The sequence below is a fragment of the Neobacillus sp. 204 genome (assembly GCF_046562815.1).
Classification (GTDB): Bacteria; Bacillota; Bacilli; order Bacillales; family Cytobacillaceae; genus Neobacillus.
In genome coordinates this window covers 56632-76099 of record NZ_JBJORY010000013.1, presented here as the reverse complement: position 1 = coordinate 76099, position 19468 = coordinate 56632, and the positions used below count along the sequence as shown (strand labels likewise).

The 19468-nt window shown below is 34.7% G+C and carries 22 protein-coding genes and 1 pseudogene; 17 read left to right on the top strand and 6 right to left on the bottom strand.

Annotation, left to right across the window (positions count from 1 at the left end; translation table 11 throughout):
• The first annotated feature begins 835 nt into the window (after nucleotides 1–835).
• On the top strand, nucleotides 836–3436 hold the full coding sequence (gene ppsA / locus ACJ004_RS23355; RefSeq protein ID WP_410895530.1) for a phosphoenolpyruvate synthase: 2601 nt from the start codon (nucleotides 836–838) through the stop codon (nucleotides 3434–3436).
• A 226-nt stretch (nucleotides 3437–3662) separates the two neighbouring features.
• Here the strand turns inward: ppsA and ACJ004_RS23350 are convergent, their stop codons facing one another.
• The 3 genes from ACJ004_RS23350 to ACJ004_RS23340 form a co-directional block, all read right to left on the bottom strand.
• Nucleotides 3663–3872: a helix-turn-helix domain-containing protein gene (locus ACJ004_RS23350; RefSeq protein ID WP_410895529.1), complete on the bottom strand. Its 210-nt coding sequence runs from the start codon at nucleotides 3870–3872 to the stop codon at nucleotides 3663–3665.
• Between the two features lie 10 nt (nucleotides 3873–3882).
• Nucleotides 3883–4365, bottom strand: a complete 483-nt coding sequence (locus ACJ004_RS23345; RefSeq protein ID WP_410895528.1) for a DUF2975 domain-containing protein — start codon at nucleotides 4363–4365, stop codon at nucleotides 3883–3885.
• A 469-nt stretch (nucleotides 4366–4834) separates the two neighbouring features.
• Nucleotides 4835–5728: a PhzF family phenazine biosynthesis protein gene (locus ACJ004_RS23340; RefSeq protein ID WP_410895527.1), complete on the bottom strand. Its 894-nt coding sequence runs from the start codon at nucleotides 5726–5728 to the stop codon at nucleotides 4835–4837.
• Nucleotides 5729–5923: 195 nt separating this feature from the next.
• Here ACJ004_RS23340 and ACJ004_RS23335 point away from each other — a divergent pair, with 195 nt between their 5' ends.
• The 3 genes and pseudogenes from ACJ004_RS23335 (at nucleotide 5924) to ACJ004_RS23325 (ending at nucleotide 7609) form a co-directional block, all read left to right on the top strand.
• The gene (locus ACJ004_RS23335; protein ID WP_410895526.1) at nucleotides 5924–6802 is read left to right on the top strand and encodes a LysR family transcriptional regulator; all 879 of its coding nucleotides are present in this window, start codon (nucleotides 5924–5926) and stop codon (nucleotides 6800–6802) included.
• Nucleotides 6803–6833: 31 nt separating this feature from the next.
• Nucleotides 6834–7046 (top strand): annotated as a pseudogene (locus tag ACJ004_RS23330) (Type 1 glutamine amidotransferase-like domain-containing protein); the annotation flags it as partial.
• 173 nt (nucleotides 7047–7219) lie between these two features.
• A complete protein-coding gene (locus tag ACJ004_RS23325; RefSeq protein WP_410895525.1) occupies nucleotides 7220–7609 on the top strand; it encodes a cupredoxin domain-containing protein in 390 nt (129 codons plus the stop codon).
• A gap of 785 nt (nucleotides 7610–8394) precedes the next feature.
• On the opposite strand, the gene ACJ004_RS23320 is transcribed toward ACJ004_RS23325, so the two are convergent.
• Nucleotides 8395–8625, bottom strand: a complete 231-nt coding sequence (locus tag ACJ004_RS23320; protein WP_410895628.1) for a TetR-like C-terminal domain-containing protein — start codon at nucleotides 8623–8625, stop codon at nucleotides 8395–8397.
• Nucleotides 8626–8686: 61 nt separating this feature from the next.
• Nucleotides 8687–8938 (bottom strand): TetR/AcrR family transcriptional regulator, encoded by a 252-nt coding sequence (locus ACJ004_RS23315; protein ID WP_410895524.1) that lies wholly within the window; start codon nucleotides 8936–8938, stop codon nucleotides 8687–8689.
• A 110-nt stretch (nucleotides 8939–9048) separates the two neighbouring features.
• Between ACJ004_RS23315 and ACJ004_RS23310 the strand changes: the two genes are divergently transcribed.
• The 7 genes from ACJ004_RS23310 to ACJ004_RS23280 all read left to right on the top strand — a co-directional run bounded on the left by ACJ004_RS23310 (nucleotide 9049) and on the right by ACJ004_RS23280 (nucleotide 14037).
• On the top strand, nucleotides 9049–9366 hold the full coding sequence (locus tag ACJ004_RS23310; RefSeq protein WP_410895523.1) for an MFS transporter: 318 nt from the start codon (nucleotides 9049–9051) through the stop codon (nucleotides 9364–9366).
• A 152-nt stretch (nucleotides 9367–9518) separates the two neighbouring features.
• Nucleotides 9519–9680 carry a hypothetical protein gene (locus tag ACJ004_RS23305; protein ID WP_410895522.1) on the top strand — a complete coding sequence of 54 codons (162 nt, stop codon included), beginning with the start codon at nucleotides 9519–9521 and terminating at the stop codon, nucleotides 9678–9680.
• A gap of 319 nt (nucleotides 9681–9999) precedes the next feature.
• Nucleotides 10000–10431 (top strand): DUF192 domain-containing protein, encoded by a 432-nt coding sequence (locus ACJ004_RS23300; RefSeq protein ID WP_410895521.1) that lies wholly within the window; start codon nucleotides 10000–10002, stop codon nucleotides 10429–10431.
• A 115-nt stretch (nucleotides 10432–10546) separates the two neighbouring features.
• Complete coding sequence (locus tag ACJ004_RS23295) at nucleotides 10547–10747, top strand: YrvL family regulatory protein (RefSeq protein ID WP_410895520.1); 201 nt, start codon at nucleotides 10547–10549, stop codon at nucleotides 10745–10747.
• Nucleotides 10748–11040: 293 nt separating this feature from the next.
• A complete protein-coding gene (locus tag ACJ004_RS23290; protein WP_410895519.1) occupies nucleotides 11041–12129 on the top strand; it encodes a PIG-L deacetylase family protein in 1089 nt (362 codons plus the stop codon).
• 303 nt (nucleotides 12130–12432) lie between these two features.
• On the top strand, nucleotides 12433–12813 hold the full coding sequence (locus ACJ004_RS23285) for a dienelactone hydrolase family protein (RefSeq protein WP_410895518.1): 381 nt from the start codon (nucleotides 12433–12435) through the stop codon (nucleotides 12811–12813).
• A 204-nt stretch (nucleotides 12814–13017) separates the two neighbouring features.
• Nucleotides 13018–14037: a DUF3231 family protein gene (locus ACJ004_RS23280; RefSeq protein WP_410895517.1), complete on the top strand. Its 1020-nt coding sequence runs from the start codon at nucleotides 13018–13020 to the stop codon at nucleotides 14035–14037.
• A 244-nt stretch (nucleotides 14038–14281) separates the two neighbouring features.
• On the opposite strand, the gene ACJ004_RS23275 is transcribed toward ACJ004_RS23280, so the two are convergent.
• Entirely contained in the window at nucleotides 14282–14746 is a 465-nt protein-coding gene (locus ACJ004_RS23275; protein ID WP_410895516.1) for a hypothetical protein, read from the bottom strand.
• Nucleotides 14747–15078: 332 nt separating this feature from the next.
• Here ACJ004_RS23275 and ACJ004_RS23270 point away from each other — a divergent pair, with 332 nt between their 5' ends.
• The 6 genes from ACJ004_RS23270 (at nucleotide 15079) to ACJ004_RS23245 (ending at nucleotide 19356) form a co-directional block, all read left to right on the top strand.
• Nucleotides 15079–15579: a DinB family protein gene (locus tag ACJ004_RS23270; RefSeq protein ID WP_410895515.1), complete on the top strand. Its 501-nt coding sequence runs from the start codon at nucleotides 15079–15081 to the stop codon at nucleotides 15577–15579.
• 119 nt (nucleotides 15580–15698) lie between these two features.
• A complete protein-coding gene (locus tag ACJ004_RS23265) occupies nucleotides 15699–15965 on the top strand; it encodes a hypothetical protein (RefSeq protein WP_410895514.1) in 267 nt (88 codons plus the stop codon).
• A gap of 249 nt (nucleotides 15966–16214) precedes the next feature.
• Complete coding sequence (locus ACJ004_RS23260; protein ID WP_410895513.1) at nucleotides 16215–16724, top strand: tetratricopeptide repeat protein; 510 nt, start codon at nucleotides 16215–16217, stop codon at nucleotides 16722–16724.
• A 227-nt stretch (nucleotides 16725–16951) separates the two neighbouring features.
• Nucleotides 16952–17419, top strand: a complete 468-nt coding sequence (locus ACJ004_RS23255; RefSeq protein WP_410895512.1) for a UPF0158 family protein — start codon at nucleotides 16952–16954, stop codon at nucleotides 17417–17419.
• Between the two features lie 175 nt (nucleotides 17420–17594).
• Complete coding sequence (locus ACJ004_RS23250) at nucleotides 17595–18536, top strand: hypothetical protein (protein WP_410895511.1); 942 nt, start codon at nucleotides 17595–17597, stop codon at nucleotides 18534–18536.
• 517 nt (nucleotides 18537–19053) lie between these two features.
• The gene (locus ACJ004_RS23245) at nucleotides 19054–19356 is read left to right on the top strand and encodes a hypothetical protein (RefSeq protein WP_410895510.1); all 303 of its coding nucleotides are present in this window, start codon (nucleotides 19054–19056) and stop codon (nucleotides 19354–19356) included.
• The last annotated feature ends 112 nt before the right edge of the window (nucleotides 19357–19468 follow it).

The window sequence follows — 19468 nt, the reverse complement described above, 5'->3', positions numbered from 1 at the left end:
CAATACATTGAATTGGGGACAATGCTTATAATGAAATTCTAAAAGATGACTTAAGTGGACTATAAAAAATTTAAAACGGTATATTTCTTTTATGGAAAATCGTGAAGTACCCTTGCGAGAAGAATATGATATGCCTGATAAAAAATGGCACGGAATTATTATCAAAATTATTAAGCTATTCTTGTAAAACAAACGGATGCTTGAATTCAAAAGGGTTGCATTAAGTTAATCGAAAAGCAACCAAAGATAGAAAATGTATAATTATTTAATAACTTGAATAAATATTCATTAAATGTTAATATAATAATAGTTTAAATTCTTCTGAGTTTAGACCTCCTAAAATGAACTTAGCCTAGACCACTAAGTTCAACTTTGACCTTTGATTTTATAGATCAAAGGTATTTTTTTGTTTGGTTATTGTTGTAAATTGTCACTCATTCTACATAATTGTTGATTTAAATTGAATAAAGTTTTGAAATTTTTAAAATCCTGCGAATAAGTGAGCATTCGAGAGATATTCGTATTAAACTGAAGGAGTTGAAAAAGAGGTTGAAATCTCATATTAATATAAGGTGTTTTTGCGAAAATAAACAGATTAAATGGAAAAAAGTTGATTTTAATCATATTCATCTTGTGGGTTAAAAGGTATATGAGCTGCTTTCGAGGGGATGAACTGTGGCATCAGCTTACTTTATATGGTAGGTCTAGCTATTTTTTTTGATCTCTTCTTAATTTAATTATAGCATATAAAAAATGGTCAATATAGACTGTTTATTCTCATTTACTACTGCTAAAATTCAATAGAACTTTAATGAAATTTGTGGAGGGATATAGAATGGGTCCTTTGGTTCTCGACTTTCAGGAAATGGAAAAAACACAGCTTTTGCTCGTTGGCGGAAAAGGGTTGAATTTAGGAAAATTATCAAAAATTCAAGGAATACAAGTACCTGAAGGATTTTGTGTTACAACAGTGGGATATCAAAAAGCCATCGAACAAAACGAAATGTTTCAAACATTGTTGGATCAGCTAACAATGCTAAAAGTAGAGGATCGAGAACAAATTAGTGAAATCAGCAAGAAGATTCGACAAATCATTTTGGAAGTAGAAATTCCTTCCGATGTTGTGAAATCAGTTGCTCACTATCTCTCCCAGTTTGGCGATGAACACGCTTATGCAGTGCGTTCTAGTGCGACAGCTGAAGATTTACCATATGCCTCTTTTGCGGGTCAACAAGACACCTATTTAAATATCATCGGAAAAGAAGCCATCTTGCAGCATATCAGCAAATGTTGGGCTTCTTTATTTACGGATCGCGCGGTAATCTACCGTATGCAAAATGGATTTGACCACAGTCAGGTTTATTTATCCGTTATCGTTCAAAGGATGGTTTTCCCACAGGCTTCAGGGATTTTATTTACCGCTGATCCGATTACTTCTAATCGCAAGCTGCTATCAATCGATGCCAGTTTTGGACTTGGAGAAGCGCTGGTCTCTGGATTGGTTTCTGCCGATTGCTATAAGGTTAAAGAGAATAAAATTGTCGATAAGATGATAGCAGCTAAAAAATTGGCTATCTATGGACGAAAAGAAGGCGGGACAGAGACACACGAGATCGCTCCTGATCAGCAAAAGACGCAAACACTTACTGACCCACAAATTTTACAACTGGCACGTATCGGAAGACAGATCGAAGCTCATTTTGGCTTCCCGCAAGATATCGAATGGTGTTTGGTTGATGATACTTTTTATATTGTCCAGAGCCGTCCAATCACGACGCTTTTCCCCATCCCTGAAGCGAATGATCAAGAAAATCACGTCTATGTATCTGTTGGTCATCAACAAATGATGACCGCGCCCTTAAAACCATTGGGATTGTCTTTTCACCTGTTAATAACTCCTGCACCTATGCGTAAAGCTGGTGGAAGGTTGTTTGTGGATGTCACACCTATGCTGGCTTCACCTGACAGCAGAAACATGTTATTAAATACCATGGGACATCACGATCCGCTCATGAAAGACGCACTTACGACTGTTGTAGAGCGAGGAGATTTTATAAATTCGTTACCAAATGATCAAAAAGCACCGAGTCCCAGAAGAGGTAATACAGATATGCTGGCACAAATCGAAAACAATCCATCCATCGTTTCTGATTTGATTAAGCGTAGTCAAACATCCATAGAAGAGTTAAAACAAAACATCCAAACGAAATCAGGATCAGATTTATTTGATTTTATTCTAGAAGATATTCAGGAATTAAAGAAGATTTTATTTGACCCACAAAGTACAGCTGTTTTTATGGCTGCTATAAATGCTTCAACATGGGTCAATGAAAAAATGAACGAGTGGTTAGGTGAAAAAAACGCAGCAGACGCGCTTACTCAATCTGTACCAAACAATATTACTTCGGAAATGGGATTAGCACTATTGGATGTCGCAGATGTGATTCGTCCATTTCCAGAAGTAATTGATTATTTACAACATGTAAGAGATGATAACTTATTGGGAGACCTGGTTAAGTTTAATGGCGGACAGGAAGCACGGAACGCTATCTATGATTATCTCAACAAATATGGAATGCGGTGCAGCGGAGAAATCGATATTACGAAAACTCGTTGGAGTGAAAAACCAATTACACTTGTCCCCATGATTCTTGGTAACATCAAAAACTTTGAACCCAATGCAGGCAAGCGCAAATTCGAAAAAGGGCGACTAGAAGCTTTGGAAAAGGAACAAGAGTTATTGGGCCGATTGAAGCAATTACCGGATGGTGAACAAAAGGCCAAAGAAACAAAACGAATGATTGACCTAATTAGGAATTTCATTGGTTATCGGGAATATCCAAAATATGGAATGATTAATCGCTACTTCGTTTATAAGCAGGCATTGCTGAAGGAAGCCGAACAACTCCTACAAGAGGGCGTTATTCATGAAAAAGAAGATATATACTATCTCACTTTTGAAGAACTTCGCGAAGTCGTACACACAAATAAACTGGATTACCAGATCATCAGCAAACGAAAAGACGAGTACAAATTATATGAAAGACTAACACCCCCACGTGTTATCACGTCTGATGGTGAAATCATTACAGGTGAGTACAAACGAGAAAATCTCCCAGCCGAAGCTATTGTAGGTCTACCTGTTTCTTCTGGAGTTATAGAGGGAAGAGCACGAGTCATTTTAAACATGGAAGATGCTGATCTAGAAGATGGAGATATACTAGTTACCTCCTTTACTGACCCTAGTTGGACCCCATTGTTTGTATCCATAAAAGGCCTAGTCACCGAAGTTGGTGGACTGATGACCCATGGAGCAGTTATCGCACGTGAATATGGCTTACCTGCAGTTGTTGGAGTGGAAAATGCTACCAAACTGATAAAAGATGGGCAAAGAATTCGAGTGTATGGGACAGAAGGGTATATCGAAATATTGTAATTGCTGAATACGTCCAGATATAATTAGTAGCACCGTTCTAGGGGTTAACAGAGCGGTTTGATACCAAAATTGTTCCACCTAAAATAAACTGTAAAATATAACCCACTCATTTCTCACCTTACAGTATAACAAGATGTTATATTGAAATTCTTATCTTTTGTTACCCATAAAAACGGCTTGGAAAATATCAAGCCGTTTTGCTTTTTTATCGTTTAAATTAAAAGATTTATTCTTCGTTCCTATATTCTAAAATATCACCTGGCTGGCAATCCAAAGCTTTACATATCGCTTCTAATGTTGAAAAACGAATCGCTTTTGCTTTCCCGTTTTTCAGAATGGAAAGGTTCGCCATAGTAATCCCAACCCTCTCCGAAAGTTCAGTTACGCTCATTTTCCTTTTAGCCAGCATCACATCAATATTGATTATAATTGCCAAGTTATCCACCTCACACAGTTAAATCATTTTCTGATTTTATATCAATAGCCTCTTGTAAAAGCCTTTGAAGAACAGCGGCAAAGACCGTAATGACCATGGAAGCAAAAGGAACAACCAATCCGACAAAGATGACACCTGGGGCGTCGTCTTTGTCCGCAAAGAGGTAGAAGAGCGGCAAGACTAGCACCTGCAAGATACTGATTGTTATGGCACAGTGTTTAATTTTCTTTAAAGCTATAACTGATAATTCGGAGAAAGCTTTATTTTTATCAATATAGCGTAATAGTTTGAAAGCCTGATACAAAGCAAAGTAAAAAGGTATCGCCGATGCATAAAAAACGATGGAAACGAGATATTTAATATAAGCAAAATCTGGAAGCAATTTTGCTGCAACATTCCCTATCTCAGGCACCAAAAAGATACACAAAGCAAGAACTGGAATTCCAATAAGAATATCAGCTATCTTTAAAAATAATGTTGTTCCTCTTTTCATAAAAGCACCTCTCTAATTTATTGTTATATTAATTTTAACACATTTTTATCGTCTTACAATAAATTATTATCATTTTTTATTACGTTATTATCGTTAAGGAGATTAATCTTTAAAATATTTTTATGTAAATTGACAATGAAACAAGAAAAAGCGTCAATATTTGACGCTTTAGTAAAGTGGTATTGTAAATGGTTATTTTCAGCTAAAGGATTACTTTATATTATGATAGCTTGTTTTAAAAGGTAATGGACAATCATGTAATTTTTCAAAAAATCATTTAGCGGCTTTCTTGGGCAGCTTTTCTTATGGTGCTAACGGGCAGTTTAATTTTAGAATGGCTAAATATATTTCATTCCATAGGGAATTTTAATAATAACTAGGTACGATCGTAGATATCGCTTAAACTAGATATTTGTACAAGAACAAGAGCCACTTTTTAGGCGGCTCCGCTTTCAATCTAGAATACTTATCAGATGTTTATTTTCCCTTCAATTGTTATCACTGCTGATCCAGCCACTTCAATGATAGGTTCATTATTTTTCGGTGTTATCGTTATATATAATGTACCTGGTCTGCCAATTGCATGTCCTTGACCTATTTTAAGCTGATGCGTTTGGTTTTTTGAAAGAATTCCTTCTAAAAACAAATACCCTGCTAAGGCACCATTTGCCGCTCCAGTTACAGGATCCTCGTCAATGCCAATGCCAGGAGCAAAATCTCTTGTATAGATATCAAACTCCTCAGTATTAAAGGTAAATAAGTGAGTGGTTGAAATATTCTGCTCTCGGTTCAAGCTTCCTAACTTTTTTAGTTGCGGCTCTGCCAAATCAATGGCTTCCCGCGATTTAACTGGGATAAGAAGATGCCAGTTTCCAGTATTACTTAGTTTAATTGGGTACTTATCGTCTAAATCACTTGCTTGAATTCCGACTAGTTGGGCGATCGAACCTTTATCAATTTCTATTTCTTTGACCGTTGGCTTGATTTGGGTCATCGAAACACTAACCAGTTGATTGTTTTCTTTTATCCATTTTACTGGAATCAGCCCTACATTGGTCTCAAACACAATCTGATCCACTTTATCCAACCAATTGTATTTCGTACCAAGTAACCATGAAAGCCCAACCGTTGCATGCCCGCAAAAATTGATTTCCTCGGTCGGTGTAAAATATCTAACTTTAAAATCTACATTAGGATGAGAAGAGGGCAATAAAAAAGCTGATTCTGGGAGATTCAATTCATTGGCAATTTGTTGCATTTCTTCAACTGTTAAATTTTCCGCCTGAGGAATAACCCCTGCAGGATTTCCCCCAAATGATACATCAGTAAAAGCATCAATATGATAAACCGGAATTTGTTTCATAATTTCCTCCTCAAATTTAAGTTGAAAAAGATCTTTTTCTAATTTAATCATATGCACAACTAATGGATAAGTAAAATGAATATAATTAATGGAATACATGAGAAACATTCATGTAAAATCTAGTTTAAGAATAAAATTATGGGCCTTACATAAACCAAATCGTGATTTATCAAGATTAATAAAAGGAGGAAATCAATGTCTTTTTTTCAATTTGAGGTATTCGTGAAAGTGGTAGACACAGGAAATTTTACTAGGGCAGGCGAAATTTTAGGACTCACACAATCTGGTGTCAGTCATAATATCTCGGCTTTGGAGTCAGAACTAGGGATTGTTCTGTTAAATAGAGGAAGAAATGGAGTTTCCTTGACGGATGCAGGAAAACGGATTATCGGACATATGAGAAATGTTCTTTCTGAGTCAGAACAAATTAAACAAAAAACGGCGGCTATTCTTGGTGTAGAAATTGGTAAAATTAAGATAGGGAGTTTCCCAAGCGCATCGGCTAAATTATTGCCTGGCATCATCTCTTACTTCAAAGGCAGATTTAAAGGAATTGAGTTAGAACTTCATGAGGGGAGCTATTCCGAGATTAATGAATGGGTAGAAAATGGAGTCATTGACATTGGATTTGTTTCATTGCCTATTAAGGGATTAGAGATGATTCCTCTTCTAAAAGATCAACTAGTTGTGCTCTTGCCTAACGGCCATCCCTTCCATGAGTATTCATCTCTAAATGTAGAGCAGTTAGCGCAGGAACCCTTTATTATGCCAAAAGCAGGCTGTGAGCTGCTAATCAAGGAAAGATTTCAATCATGTGGCTTAAAACCCAATATTCAATTTGAGGTGGAAGATAATCAAACAATTATCTCAATGGTTCAAGAAGGACTTGGGCTAACAGTGGTTCCCCAATTAACATTACCAAACTGGTTAACTCGTGTTACTCAGGTCGAACTTGTTCCCGAAACCTATCGTCAGATTGGATTAGCAGTAAAGTCTGTAAAGAATAATACACCTGCTGTAAAAGAATTCATTCATGCCTCTCAGCAATTCGTGAAAATAAATAGAGAAGGTTAATAAAAGGGAATAGGAAAGGAAGGTAAAAATGATGAGACAAATAATTGCTCTTGGAGGTGGAGGGTTCTCCATGGAACCCGAGAATCCATTGTTAGATTTATATATCCTTAATCAGGCAGGGAAATCTAACCCAAAGATCTGTTATGTACCTACTGCAAGTGGAGACGCTGATATATGTATAAAGTGGTTTTATGACTTCTTTGAACAACAAGTATGCCAACCGTCACATTTATCATTATTTAAATCGTAAGTTCTAGACCCAACGGTAAGGCATATCAAGTCTATTTTGATAAGGAAGTCAAAGAGCTTGAACTTGAAACGGTTTACTTAGGTTAATTTTAAGGGTGGAACACAAATTATAGTGATAATATTTTATGAATTAGAAAACAATAGTATTAAGGAAAGGAGGGATTGCGTATGTCTGTGAAAAAGTGGTTAACAGGATTGGTCGTTTTACTAGCATTAATTGTGGGTGTGACAACTCTAGGCTCGCTCGGCGTATTTGCCGAATCCGGTGCCGTAACTCAGCCTACGGTGACGGTGAAAGCGATTGTGGTCGAGTTGAACGATGATTACTTTAATCCAAAAGACATTACTATTCTCAATGGACAATCGACACCATTGATATTGAAAAACGTAGGTAAGAAAAAGCACACCTTCACAGTGAAAAATCTCGGAATTGATGCCGAAGTCCAACCAGGAAAAGAAAAAACCATTACCGTGAAACCGCAAAAGCCCGGTACATATGAACTGATATGTCGGTACCATTTCCAGGAAGGAATGGTTGGAAAAGTAATAGTCAAATAACTAGCAGGGCCAATTGGGCCCTGTTTTTTAATTGGCAACGGTAACTTGCTTGTTATGAAAGGCTCTTATCGTAAACTTTGCAGAAGTAAGATTTTAAAGAAATGAACCTTTTTTTTGTATGTTCCACTTTCGGGGAAGTGGAACAGGAAAGATGAAAATCAATCGCTCTATTTTGTTGCATTTGAGAAAAATTGCGAATTACTATTTACTTTTATAGTTTAAGTAAATAAGCCATATTTGTAATCCAGCAAATATCGCGAACGCAAGAGAAACAAACCAAAATGTGTTTATAAAATGGTGGTAAATCCAATCGGCCAATTTAACATCACCTTTTTTGAAAAATAATAAACATAATTTACCCTAAAAGGAAAAGAAATACTTTCCATATTCGGTATAATGACTATTTTTTTGTCTCACAGTGGAGAAAATCAAGTGGATGACAAAATTATGGAAACACACTTTCCAGAACAATACTCAAATCTTGCAGTAGCCCCTTTGTATATAATATTCAACTGATATTGTGTATTGGCTACTTAATTTTCACTCGAAAAGAAAAAGGGTGTCTTTTATTAATCGGAAAAAGTTATTCCCTATTTATTATCGTTAATTATATTATTGCCCTTTATTTTCGCTATTTTCACTAATAAAAAAGATGTTGTACTTCAACTACCATTAAAATAAACCCAAAGCTTGTTATGGTGGTTTTTTCCATGTAACAAGCTTTTTAAAATAAACAGTGTTTTCCAAAATGTAAGTAAGGATATTTCAAAAATTATTTATGTTGATTATCGATATAATTCAATCATTTGATTTGCTATATATTCTGAGCTAAAATGAACCCCATCTTTTAGCCACCACATGATTATCCCAAGGATTGAGGATGCGAGAATATCCATTGATAAAGTTATTTCGGTAGTAACAGTACCTCCTCTTTCACGTTGTATGATAATCGAGTCCTTTAAAACCATATGCAATTTCTTTTTGAAACCTGGGTGCTCAAATAGAACGGATAGAATTTTTCGATGCTTATAAAAATAATCTAAAAAAGTAATTAATTGTTCCTCATTATGTAAATTATCAATTTTGCAAAATTGGAGACATTTCCAACGACAAGTCGTCGAAAATATCGTAAACCAATTGTTTTAACAAATCATTAATATCTATAAAATGCAAATAAAAAGTTGCACGATTTAGCTCTGCACGTTTAGATATTTTTTGTACTGTAAGTTTCGAAATATCCGGGTTTTCAATCAATAGATCTACGGTAGCTTTTTTAATCATTTGCTTAGAACGAACAGCTCGTGGGTCCTGTTTTTTTGGTGTAGTCAATTTAATTCTCCTTTATCTATTAAACTCGACTTTGTTGATACATCCCTAAAATTTGTTGTTTAATTCACACATCTTAAAAAATAGGATTGAGTTTTATTAGTTTTATTACAATGCCATTGAACACAGCTAGTTTGAATGCTTTACCAAGAACACTTGTGACACATGGTACAGCAGTGAATAATACCTTGCGCCAAATTTCAGGTGCAATCGGAACTGCTGTAGTTATTACAGTTTTTACAACACAAACGACAAACCATGCGAAAACATTACTAGAAGAAACACCAAATGCTACAGTTGAAGCTATTCGTACACTTGCTTCAATATTAGGATCAAGTGATGCCTATTATTTCATGACAATCTTAGCTATTATCGCATTTGTTTTAACACTATTCGTTCCAGCTAAAGAAAGGGTTAAACAACAATCATAATTTTTAAGCAAGTATATACTGTACTGGCTATTTTTATATACTTGGGATAAGAGAGCAGACTTTATATAGTTTTATTTAATAAAAAATGTAAAAAAAAGTTAATTTTATAATATAATATTAATAATTCGTATGTTAATTATGGAGGTGTTATTTTGATTTGGTTAATTATTCTGTCACCTGTTTTTATTGTTAGTGCTATAGCTATTTATTTGGGAAAAAGATCTGAGATGACTCCGCCAGATGAGAGTAAACTAGCTGAGAAGCCAGATGAAGTTATAAACCCGATGCAAAACATGAATACTTTTGGACCATAAACAGGAATATTCAAAAACAATTTCACATTGTTCAATGTGAAGAATTGTACTTCAACTAACTAATACAAGAGTTACAGATCAAGCTGTCATTTTGGCAGCTTTTCTTATTGCACTAAAGGGAGTTTAGTTGAATAAAACTGCCTTAATCTTTTTATATATTGTAGCTGTGATTATTGAAAATAAAGCATTAAATGTATAACTATATAATAAGTATAGGCAGTGAAAGGGAGTTTTCCTCGTTTCTTTTTTCTTCTTGTTTTCGTTTTTTTCAACTTCTTCCTTTTTATGATAAAGGGAAAAGACAAGGTGAGTGAATATGTTGAAAAAAGGATTAAAATTAATCAGTTTTCTTTTTCGGCAAGAAAAAGAAGCAAGTCTTCAAACAAAAATGATTAAAGTTTCTAGTGGAAAAAGGACAACCAAATTAATCGTTCAAGTTGCGGATACTCAGAAAAAAAGAGAAAAGGGTTTAATGTTTGTTGGAAAATTACCCGAAAACGAGGGGATGCTATTTGTGTTTTCAGGAAAAATATATGGCGGTTTTTGGATGAAAAACACCTTAATTCCTTTATCTATTGCATTTCTTGATTCAGATGGGAAAATTCTAAAAATACTAGATATGTTGCCTTGTAAAGAGGAAGAATGTCCTAGTTATGAACCGGGACTTTCTTATCATTATGCAATCGAAGTTAATCTTGGATGGTTTGAAAGGAATCAAATCAAAGTAGGGGATTTTGTTAAGCTTAATTAAAATTACCTCATCTCTATGAGTTCTTAGAGGTAAGGTGATTTTTTAATAGATATTTATGCTAATATGTGGATATGGATTAAAAGAATGTAACTAAAACTACAGGAGATACAGAACGGTGAAAAAGAAAGGTAAAAGTAATTCATTCAAAGCAATGAATCTTTTTGAAAGGATATTTGCAGTTTCAATACTAATATTACTTATAATTGTCTGTATTTCAGTTATAATTGGGAGCATTTTCTTTGGGTTTGCAGGATTTTTTAAATTATTTGGAGTAAGGTATGAATCTTTTTCATCACTACTGGCGTTATCCCTTTAACAAATCAATATTTGTTTACATAGCTTAATATTATATTTGCCTAATTTTATTGGAGTTCCGAATATAGTTAATTTGGAATTATTTTAAATTACCTTTATCTTTGTAACTACAAAGTAAGTTGGTGGTTTGACAGTTCAAGACTGCTTAAAGGGCCACTTTCACCGCTTCAACTTGATCTAACGTTAGATTAATTTCCACGTTATTGGTGTTTCCCAGAATATCGACTTCAAGAACCCCTTGTCCCATTTTCATAGACGATCCAGAGTCTATTATAAAGAATGGAGGAACAAGCATTGATAGAAGATACGTACAGAAATGTACCTGTTTACTGGCCTTACCTAAAACAGCCTTGTCCGTGCTATCTCTCTTACTCTATTCCGTTACCTAAACCATCAATTGACTTGTCAGGACCAATATCAACAAAAGTAATACCACCATTCTTATCCCTTCAACAAGTACATATACCAACTATTTGGTATAACTTATCCAAAACTATTTATTGCCTTCAAGCAGGAAAATACGTGATCAACACCAAGCCTATTGATCTGCTGGTTTTCGCCCCTCATCCCGACGACGAGACGCTAGGGACTGCTGGTGTAATTATGCGCGCAGTGGCGGCTGGAAAGCGGGTTCATGTTGTTATCTTTACGAATGGAGATGGTTACCCGAGGGCTGCCTCCCAGCTGCTTAAGAAGAATATTAACGAGCTCCGTCCCGAGGATTACTTCGAATTGGCGCGAGTGCGCCAATTCGAAGTGTATGCTGCAATGGCGGAGTTGGGACTAAAGCCGTCGGATATTACATTTCTCGGATATCCCGATGCCGGTCTGGATCATGTCTATAAGTCACAGGGACTAGAGCCTTTCCAGCAACACTTCACCCTGATGAGACAGACGTATAGTATGGTATACCCGGACTATCACTCGCTAGTTTATGGTATGCCTGCGCCCTATCTGAAGGAATTTGCTCTCTCCGATACAATGGACCTGATCAGGTGTATGCAGCCAAAGGAAATCTACGTCACCGACGGTGCGGATGGGCACCCAGATCATCAGGCGGCTTTCTTGTTTGTTCGTGACGCCGTGCAGGCGACAGGTTATAGAGGGCAAGTGTATACCTATTTAATCCACAGCGGTCCAGACACCGAATGGCCATGGCCACGTGGGATTACTCCCAGATTGCCATTTGAGGCACATGAGTATAAAGGAGAGCGAATTCCCAGCTTTGTACCGTGGCCTCCTCCAGTTCGGGTACCAATGTCCGAAGCTGAGGCAATTAGAAAGTTGAATGCGATTCGAGCTTATCGCTCGCAGCTTGCAACGGACAGGGAGTATCTCGAATCGTTTATAAAGAAGGAAGAAATTTTTTGGTGTACGATCTAAGGGAATACTGCGAAATATAGATCATATTTCATTTAGTTAGTTTAAGTTTTGCCGATCCTTATTTAACTAAAGGGCAAGAGTTCAAAATCATAATGAGTTGCGGGAGCAACTCATTTTCTTATTGTACTAACTGGCTTTAGTTCAAAATTCCTCGAACTCAATTTGCATATTTTCTTGCTCATTTATATAAAATGGCATAATTCTAATGTATTCGGTAGTAGCTAATATACCCATTAAGCCTGAAGAAGAAATGATATAATGTGTCTGATTTTTATATTTTATAGTTATTTTAAGGGGGATAAAATGCTACAGTTACTAAATAAGACAGATAACTTGGCAATTGTGATTCACGAAATTTATGGAATTAATCAACATATGGAGAGTTTTTGTAAAAGATTATCAGATCAGGGCTTTGATGTTATCTGTCCGAACTTGTTAGAACGCGAACAACCTTTTGATTATTCTGAAGAAAAGATTGCTTATCGAAATTTTATGGAGAATATGGGTTTCATTGAAGCTGTACATAAAATAAAAAATATATTATTAACTTTTAAAAATAAATACAAAAAAATATATCTTATTGGATTTAGTATTGGGGCCACTGTTGCTTGGTTGTGTAGTGAGGAAGATTATCTCGATGGGATATCAATGAAATGCTCAAATTTATTAAAATACATTGATTGATAAACCTGGACGTTATTCAACTCACTAGTGCATTAGTATTATATTCAGCTGCCATTGTGGTAGCTTTTTCTACTTGTGGTAACGGGGTTAGTTTAATAATTAATTTTTTAAGATATCAGGTATTTTCCTCTTTTAAATATAGCATTATTCTTGAAGCTTTATGAGATACTAAGCTTAAAAATAAATAGAGGGAGGATTTATGCCTTGGAATCGGAGAAAAAGCAAGCAAATATTGAACTGTCTTGCACTGAAATTGGTGGTCTTTGGGGGGTTTTTTTACAAGAAAGCATGAGCTCTTGTTTCCTTAGATACTTTTTGCATCATCTCAAAGACGAGGAAATCATTCCATTAGCAAATGAGGCACTAAAAATTTCACAAGTGCGATTAGAAAAAATAAAAAATATTTTCCTTGCAGAAAATTTTCCTATACCAACTGCTTTTTCAGAAGGGGATTTAAATTTGGCTGCCCCTCCATTATTTAATGATGTGTTTAGCCTAAGTTATATTTATATGATGAATCGGTTAGGAATGATTAATTTTAGCTATACTGCATCCAACAATGTTCGACTTGATGTGCTTGATTTTTTTTCCGAGTGTATTCATACGTCTACTGAAATGTTCGGCAAAGCAGTCAAGATGATGTTGTCAAAAGGCATTTATGATCGCCCACCTAAAATGAACTATCCTAAAGAAATTGAGTTTGTCGAGAAGGAATCTTTTCTTTCAGGAATTATAGGTAATAAGCGTCCTTTGAATGCAATTGAATTATCCGAAATATTCTTTAACATTGAGCGAAATTACTTTTCAGTTCTTATCATGCTCGCATTTGCTCAAGTAGTAAAAGACAAGGAACTGAAAAAACATGTTCTTAAGGGAAAAACTATTAGTGAAAAACAAATTTCCTTTTTCAATAATTTACTAATGAAAGAAGAACTTCTTGGCACTGTGACCGTGAGCATGGAAGTAACTGACTCTACTTTGTCACCATTCTCAGACAAACTCATCCTTTCTATGATTAATGTTTTAAATTCCGTAGACATTAGCCTAATTTCACATGCAATGTCAGTAACTATGAGAACCGACCTTACAGTTCAATACAGTAAAATCATAGCAGAGGTAATGCTGTACGCAAAGGATACATTTGATATAGTGGTGCAAAAGAAATGGCTGGAGCAACCCCCCCTTGTGACCAATAGGAAGATGCTGATACATAACAAAAAATAAGAAAGTTTTATAATTTAATCTAACTTTAATATTTGTCTGGTGTAGCAAGTTACAAGATTGTGAAGTGTTGTACTTAAACTAATGGGGGCAAGAGTTGAAGACGTGATCGCTGCGGGCGGTCTTTTTCTTGTTGTGATAACGGGGTGGTTAGCAAAATAAGAAATCAAATTAATATTTGAAGTAAATAATGCTAGTAAAAGATGTACATTTAACCTCATTTAATTTAAAAAACCAAAGGAGACAACTACTCCTTCGGTAAATCTTTGTGGTCATATTTTAAAAGCTTACTTGTAATTGTAGGATTTTCTGGTTTGTCGGGATGGCTATCGACGGAAACCCCGAAGGTTAAAGTATCAGTCCCTAATGGTTTCCCATTACTTGGAATTATATTCACTTTAACAACAAATGGATATTTAATTTGTTCGCCTATTAGGTGAGGCTCTGTTATCTCAACAACATTATAGTTTTTCTCCCAGTCAAATGACATACCTGAAATGTTTTTATCTTCATAATACTCTCTAGCAGATATAATTATTTCTTTATTAATTAAATCAAGCATAAAATGTTTTAAATGTTGTTCTTGAGTAACATCATTGGTTAAATTGTACAAATCATCTTGTAAACCTTTTTTATTGTATTCTTCACCTTGTACAACGCTTGGTATAGCTAAAAAGAAAAACATTAAAGGTAGTATTAGAACATTTTTCACACGTATCACCTCCTTATAAATAATATTTTCTAATATAAGGAAATTATCCGAATGTAGGTAAAACTAGAACTATTGGAAAAGTGATTGTTCTGGGCTGTGAAGTATTCTTTTTGACAATTGCGTGCTTTATTTTAGACTGTGCTACCATTAACTTCTTCAACAAACTGGGCAGTTTAGTTGAAGTATGTTTACCAGATTTTTTAACAATTGGGCGGAATGGATAGGTTAAATAGGAAAGGAATTTAAATATTATTAGAGAACTATTAGAGTAGAAATAATGCTTATAAATCATGAGACAAGAATATGTATTATAGGATAAAGGAGTGATTAAATTGAGTGATCTAAAAGTGATTGAAAAATACAAAAGCAATCTGCAAAACTATTCTTTGGAGCAACTAAGATATATAACAGCTGAAGGGGTTTGGTCTTTAGGTCAAATGTACGACCACATGATCCTCGTTGCCCATGAGTACCTTGACAATGTGGAAACTTGTGCCTCAGTAAAAGAAGAGCAAAAGCTTGGAAAAAAGGAGTTTGGTGAGCATTTATATAAAATTGGAGGATTCCCACCAATTAAAATCAAGTTACCTGACGAATTAAATACCCCACCCAGCAATTCAGACAGTAAAGAAAACCTTATGAGTAGGCTTGATCAGGTAATGCAGAGGATGAGAGAATGGGAATCTAAAGTAGATGCTATAAATCCAAATTACAAAGTTAAACATGATGGCTTTGGCTGGCTTAATGCGAGAGAGTGGTATGATCTGGTAAGCATGCATTTCCGTCATCACTTGCGTCAGAAGTACGAATTAGAACAAAAACTTGTGTTCTAAGAACTTACAAGTTTTCAAGATTTTTTAAATCAGCCAACCATTTTATATGAACGAACAATTGAATACGCAAATCGAATTTGAGGAATTTGTGTTTTATATTGAATGCAGAGAATGGTTCGATGAAAAGATTCAAAGAGATGCACGTCTTAGAATGTCTTAACCCCGTTGATACCCCCAGAGCACTTAATGATTTGAAATTAGGGGCAATACTATATCCTTTATGTAAAAATAACGATGTAGTGTCTTTTCAAAAGGCACTTAAAAAATACAAAGAAACCTTAAGTGAAATCCTGCCTAAAATGATGAAAATCTCAACATCAGTAAGGGAATTAAAAGAAGATGATTTGCCTTTTGGTTTTTTTTGTTTTGAAATTCATTGTAGATAGGTAGGTAGATGCAGCCTTTTCTTATTGCTAACGGTCAAGTTAGTTTAATAGTGCATTTTTATTTTGCTCAACACCACCAAAAAAATCAATGGTCTATTTGACTATGAGTATCTGGAAAATTAATGTAGAATATGTGTGTCAAGATTGGATGGATATTCCACAGTATCATTTTGTCGGTTAATACAACCTATTTTCACACACGATTAGGATAAGAGATTACAAACAAACCAAGAAAGGTGTTGGAAGCAAATGATGCGAGAACGTTTGGCAGAAGCTATTATACTACGTGAAGATGGACGGGCCAAGCAAGATCCAACTATTTTGGAGGAAGCCCTAACGCTCCTTTTAGAATTGGCAGCAGCCTACCCAGATGACGCTGAGGTCAATTTTCAGACAGCAGTGGCTCTTGACAATTCCGGATTAGAGATAGAGGCTATTACTTTCTACGTGCGTGCTCTTGAACTGGGGCTTTCTGAATCAGATCTTGAAAGAGCCTTACTTGGCTTGGGGAGTACTTATCGATGTTTAGGATATTATAATCAAGCTGAGGAAACATTACGTCGAGGTGTAAAAGAATTTCCTCAAAACCGGGCCATCCAAGTACATCTCGCGATCGCCCTGTATAATAAACAGGGTTACAAGGAAGCGATAGAAATCCTTTTGACCAATTTGATGGAGACAACCTCTGACGAAAAGCTTCAATATTTCAAACGCGGTATTGTATACTATTCGCAACACCTTGATGAAATTAAGAAATGATAAAGTCAACAAAACTAAAAGAGGAATATGCCAAGTTAAATACGAAATTATATGAGTTAACTAAACCTCCTTATGAAAAAGGGACTGGGGGAACTCTAATTTACTTTACCGTCGGGAAAATCAACTTTTTATATTTTGCCGATTTCTGTTGTGAGGACCCCAATGTGTAATAATTTTTATTCAACTAATAGGTGCATTAGTAAAAAAAATCAAAAGGTGATCTAATAATGAATATACAAGTTAAACTAAAAGATATAATTGAGGAAATGGAAATACAGTTTGAAGAGTCACGTTCATTACTTAATATTAAGACGGGTGAAATAGTGTTAGTAACATCGGACGACTTGAGAGCTGCTGAAGAAGATAAACCATTTGATCATTTACTAGAATGGGAACAAGAAAATAGGGTAATAGCAATTGATGTGGTTGAAAACTTTGAAAATTATCTAGAGTTACCTACTAAATATGAAGTGAATGAATATGAAATGATGGAAAACTTTTGCATAACAGTAAGTGATCAAAGAAAACAGGAATCCTTATTAAGGGCAATTAAAGGGAAGGGTGCCTTTAGAAGGTTTAAGGACAAAATAATAGATTTTGAAATAGAAGAACAATGGTATTCATACCGTGACGAGTGTTTTAAACAAATAGCGATTGAATGGTGTCAGGAAAATAAAATAAACTTTATTGAATAGAAATTCATGGGGCGATTACTGAACTAAAGGGTAATCGCCTTTTCTTATTAAAGTAAATGAGCGGGTTAGTTGAACAAGAAAAGATAAGCTTTCTTATGGTTTCTTCTGCTATTTTTTGTAGTATAATAGTTAACAATATTGTGTAAAAATGTAAATTATTCAAGGGGGTGATTTTTTGAAACGAATATCAATGTTATTCGTTTTATTCAGTATGTTATTTTTTGCAGTAGGATGCACATCAAATAAGACGAATAAAGATATGGGGAAATCTGATAATGACGCCATAACTAAAGGGAGTTCAAATAATTTAATTACTTATTATGAAACCATTAAATTAGAAAATTCCATTGAATCTTCTTTCAATAAAAAGGTTTTCAAGAAAAAAGGTTATCCAGATGGATATGATCTAACCCTTTCTCGGGCAAAGAGAGAAGTCATTCTTGTGATTAGACCTTATTCTAAGAAAAATTTTAATTATTTAAAAGACGACCTTCAAAGTAATATTGAAGAAGTTTTGCAATCAAAAAAATATACGGATTATAAAGTTAAAGTTCTTGCTGATTGGTCTAAAACGAATCAGACAGAAAGACAAGAAAATGAACAAAAGATTGTAAATGAAATAGTTCAGATAATGAAAAAGACTCATAAAATTAATGTTTCAATGGGAACCCAATATTCAGCTACTGACGGACGTATTGTTCAATTGGACTTAATGCTTTATAGAAACAACAAAGAAATTATAGATCCAAATGAAGTGAATAATTTTCATAAAGAATTTTTAAAATTAGCTAAAGAAAATGGATTCAATGTTACAGATATTCCTATACGTTTTAAATCAAATTTAAAACGAGATTGGGAAATGAAAGTGATGCCGTCAATAAATAAAGGGTTAAAAGAAATAAAAGATCTTAAAGTTAAATCTACAACTATAATAGATGATAAGAATCCAATTATTATTAATACTGAAATAAACAGCACAGATAAAAATGCTAAAGCAAATGGAAAACATATTGAAGAACTCATTAATGAATTTTTCCAGTATAAACAAATTAACAAATCATTTCCTGGTCCTTATGAGATTCAGGTTCTAAGTAAAGATAATAAGAAAATAAATTAAACAATGCTAATGAAGGCTCTCCCCACTAAGTTAAGGAATATATGCGATAATTATTTTGAAGGGGTTGATAATTATGGATTTTGTTATCGGTCTGGTATCTTTTGTTGGTGAAGTAATTTCGGCTTGGGCAATTGCAGCTTGGAGTTATTTTCAAGAGAAACTAGACAACAATTAATTTCACCTTTTACGAGGACTAATCAATTAGGTTTAAATCTTTCAAGTGTAATTGTTGAAACACAAACTGCAAATACGTCTTCTTGTAGGCTCTTAGAAAGATTAGGTATGGAATTAGAACGAACGATTAGCAGATTTGGAGCTGAGCAGGCAATTTATTCTATTAAATATCTTAATTAAAATCGAAGAAGTCTTTCTTCAGCTAACGGGTAGCAAGAGTTGAAGACGTGATCGCTGCGGGCGGTCTTTTTTCTTGTTGTGCTAACGAAACAGTTTAGTTGAAGAACACTATGGAAATGTATGGTAAAATTATGGTAAAAGATATAGGTGGAGAGTGGTACTAATGAAGGTACTGTTGGAGTTAGTACGAATAGTGTTTTTAGTTGTATTAATCGGAGGAATTTTAAGTGCCTTTATAAATTATGTGTACTCAAAATTAGAAACAGACATAGACACCTATGGCTGGATGGGACTTGTATCGATTCTTATTTTTTTATTTGTACAGTATAGGAATAAATATCAGTTTAGTGGATGGTACACTGGTAAAGGTCGAGTAAAACTCCCCACAAATGTATCAAAAGTGCTTATTACCATTTCAATATTATTAATGTTGTTACCTCTGATTCTAAGTTTCTTCTTAACCTAACGGGTGCAAGAGTTGAAGGATCCAGCTGCTCGGCGGCTTATTTGCTTGTTCCACTAACTTGCAGTGGAAGAAGAGGAAACAGTCGCCATAACATCGAAATAATATGTACTGT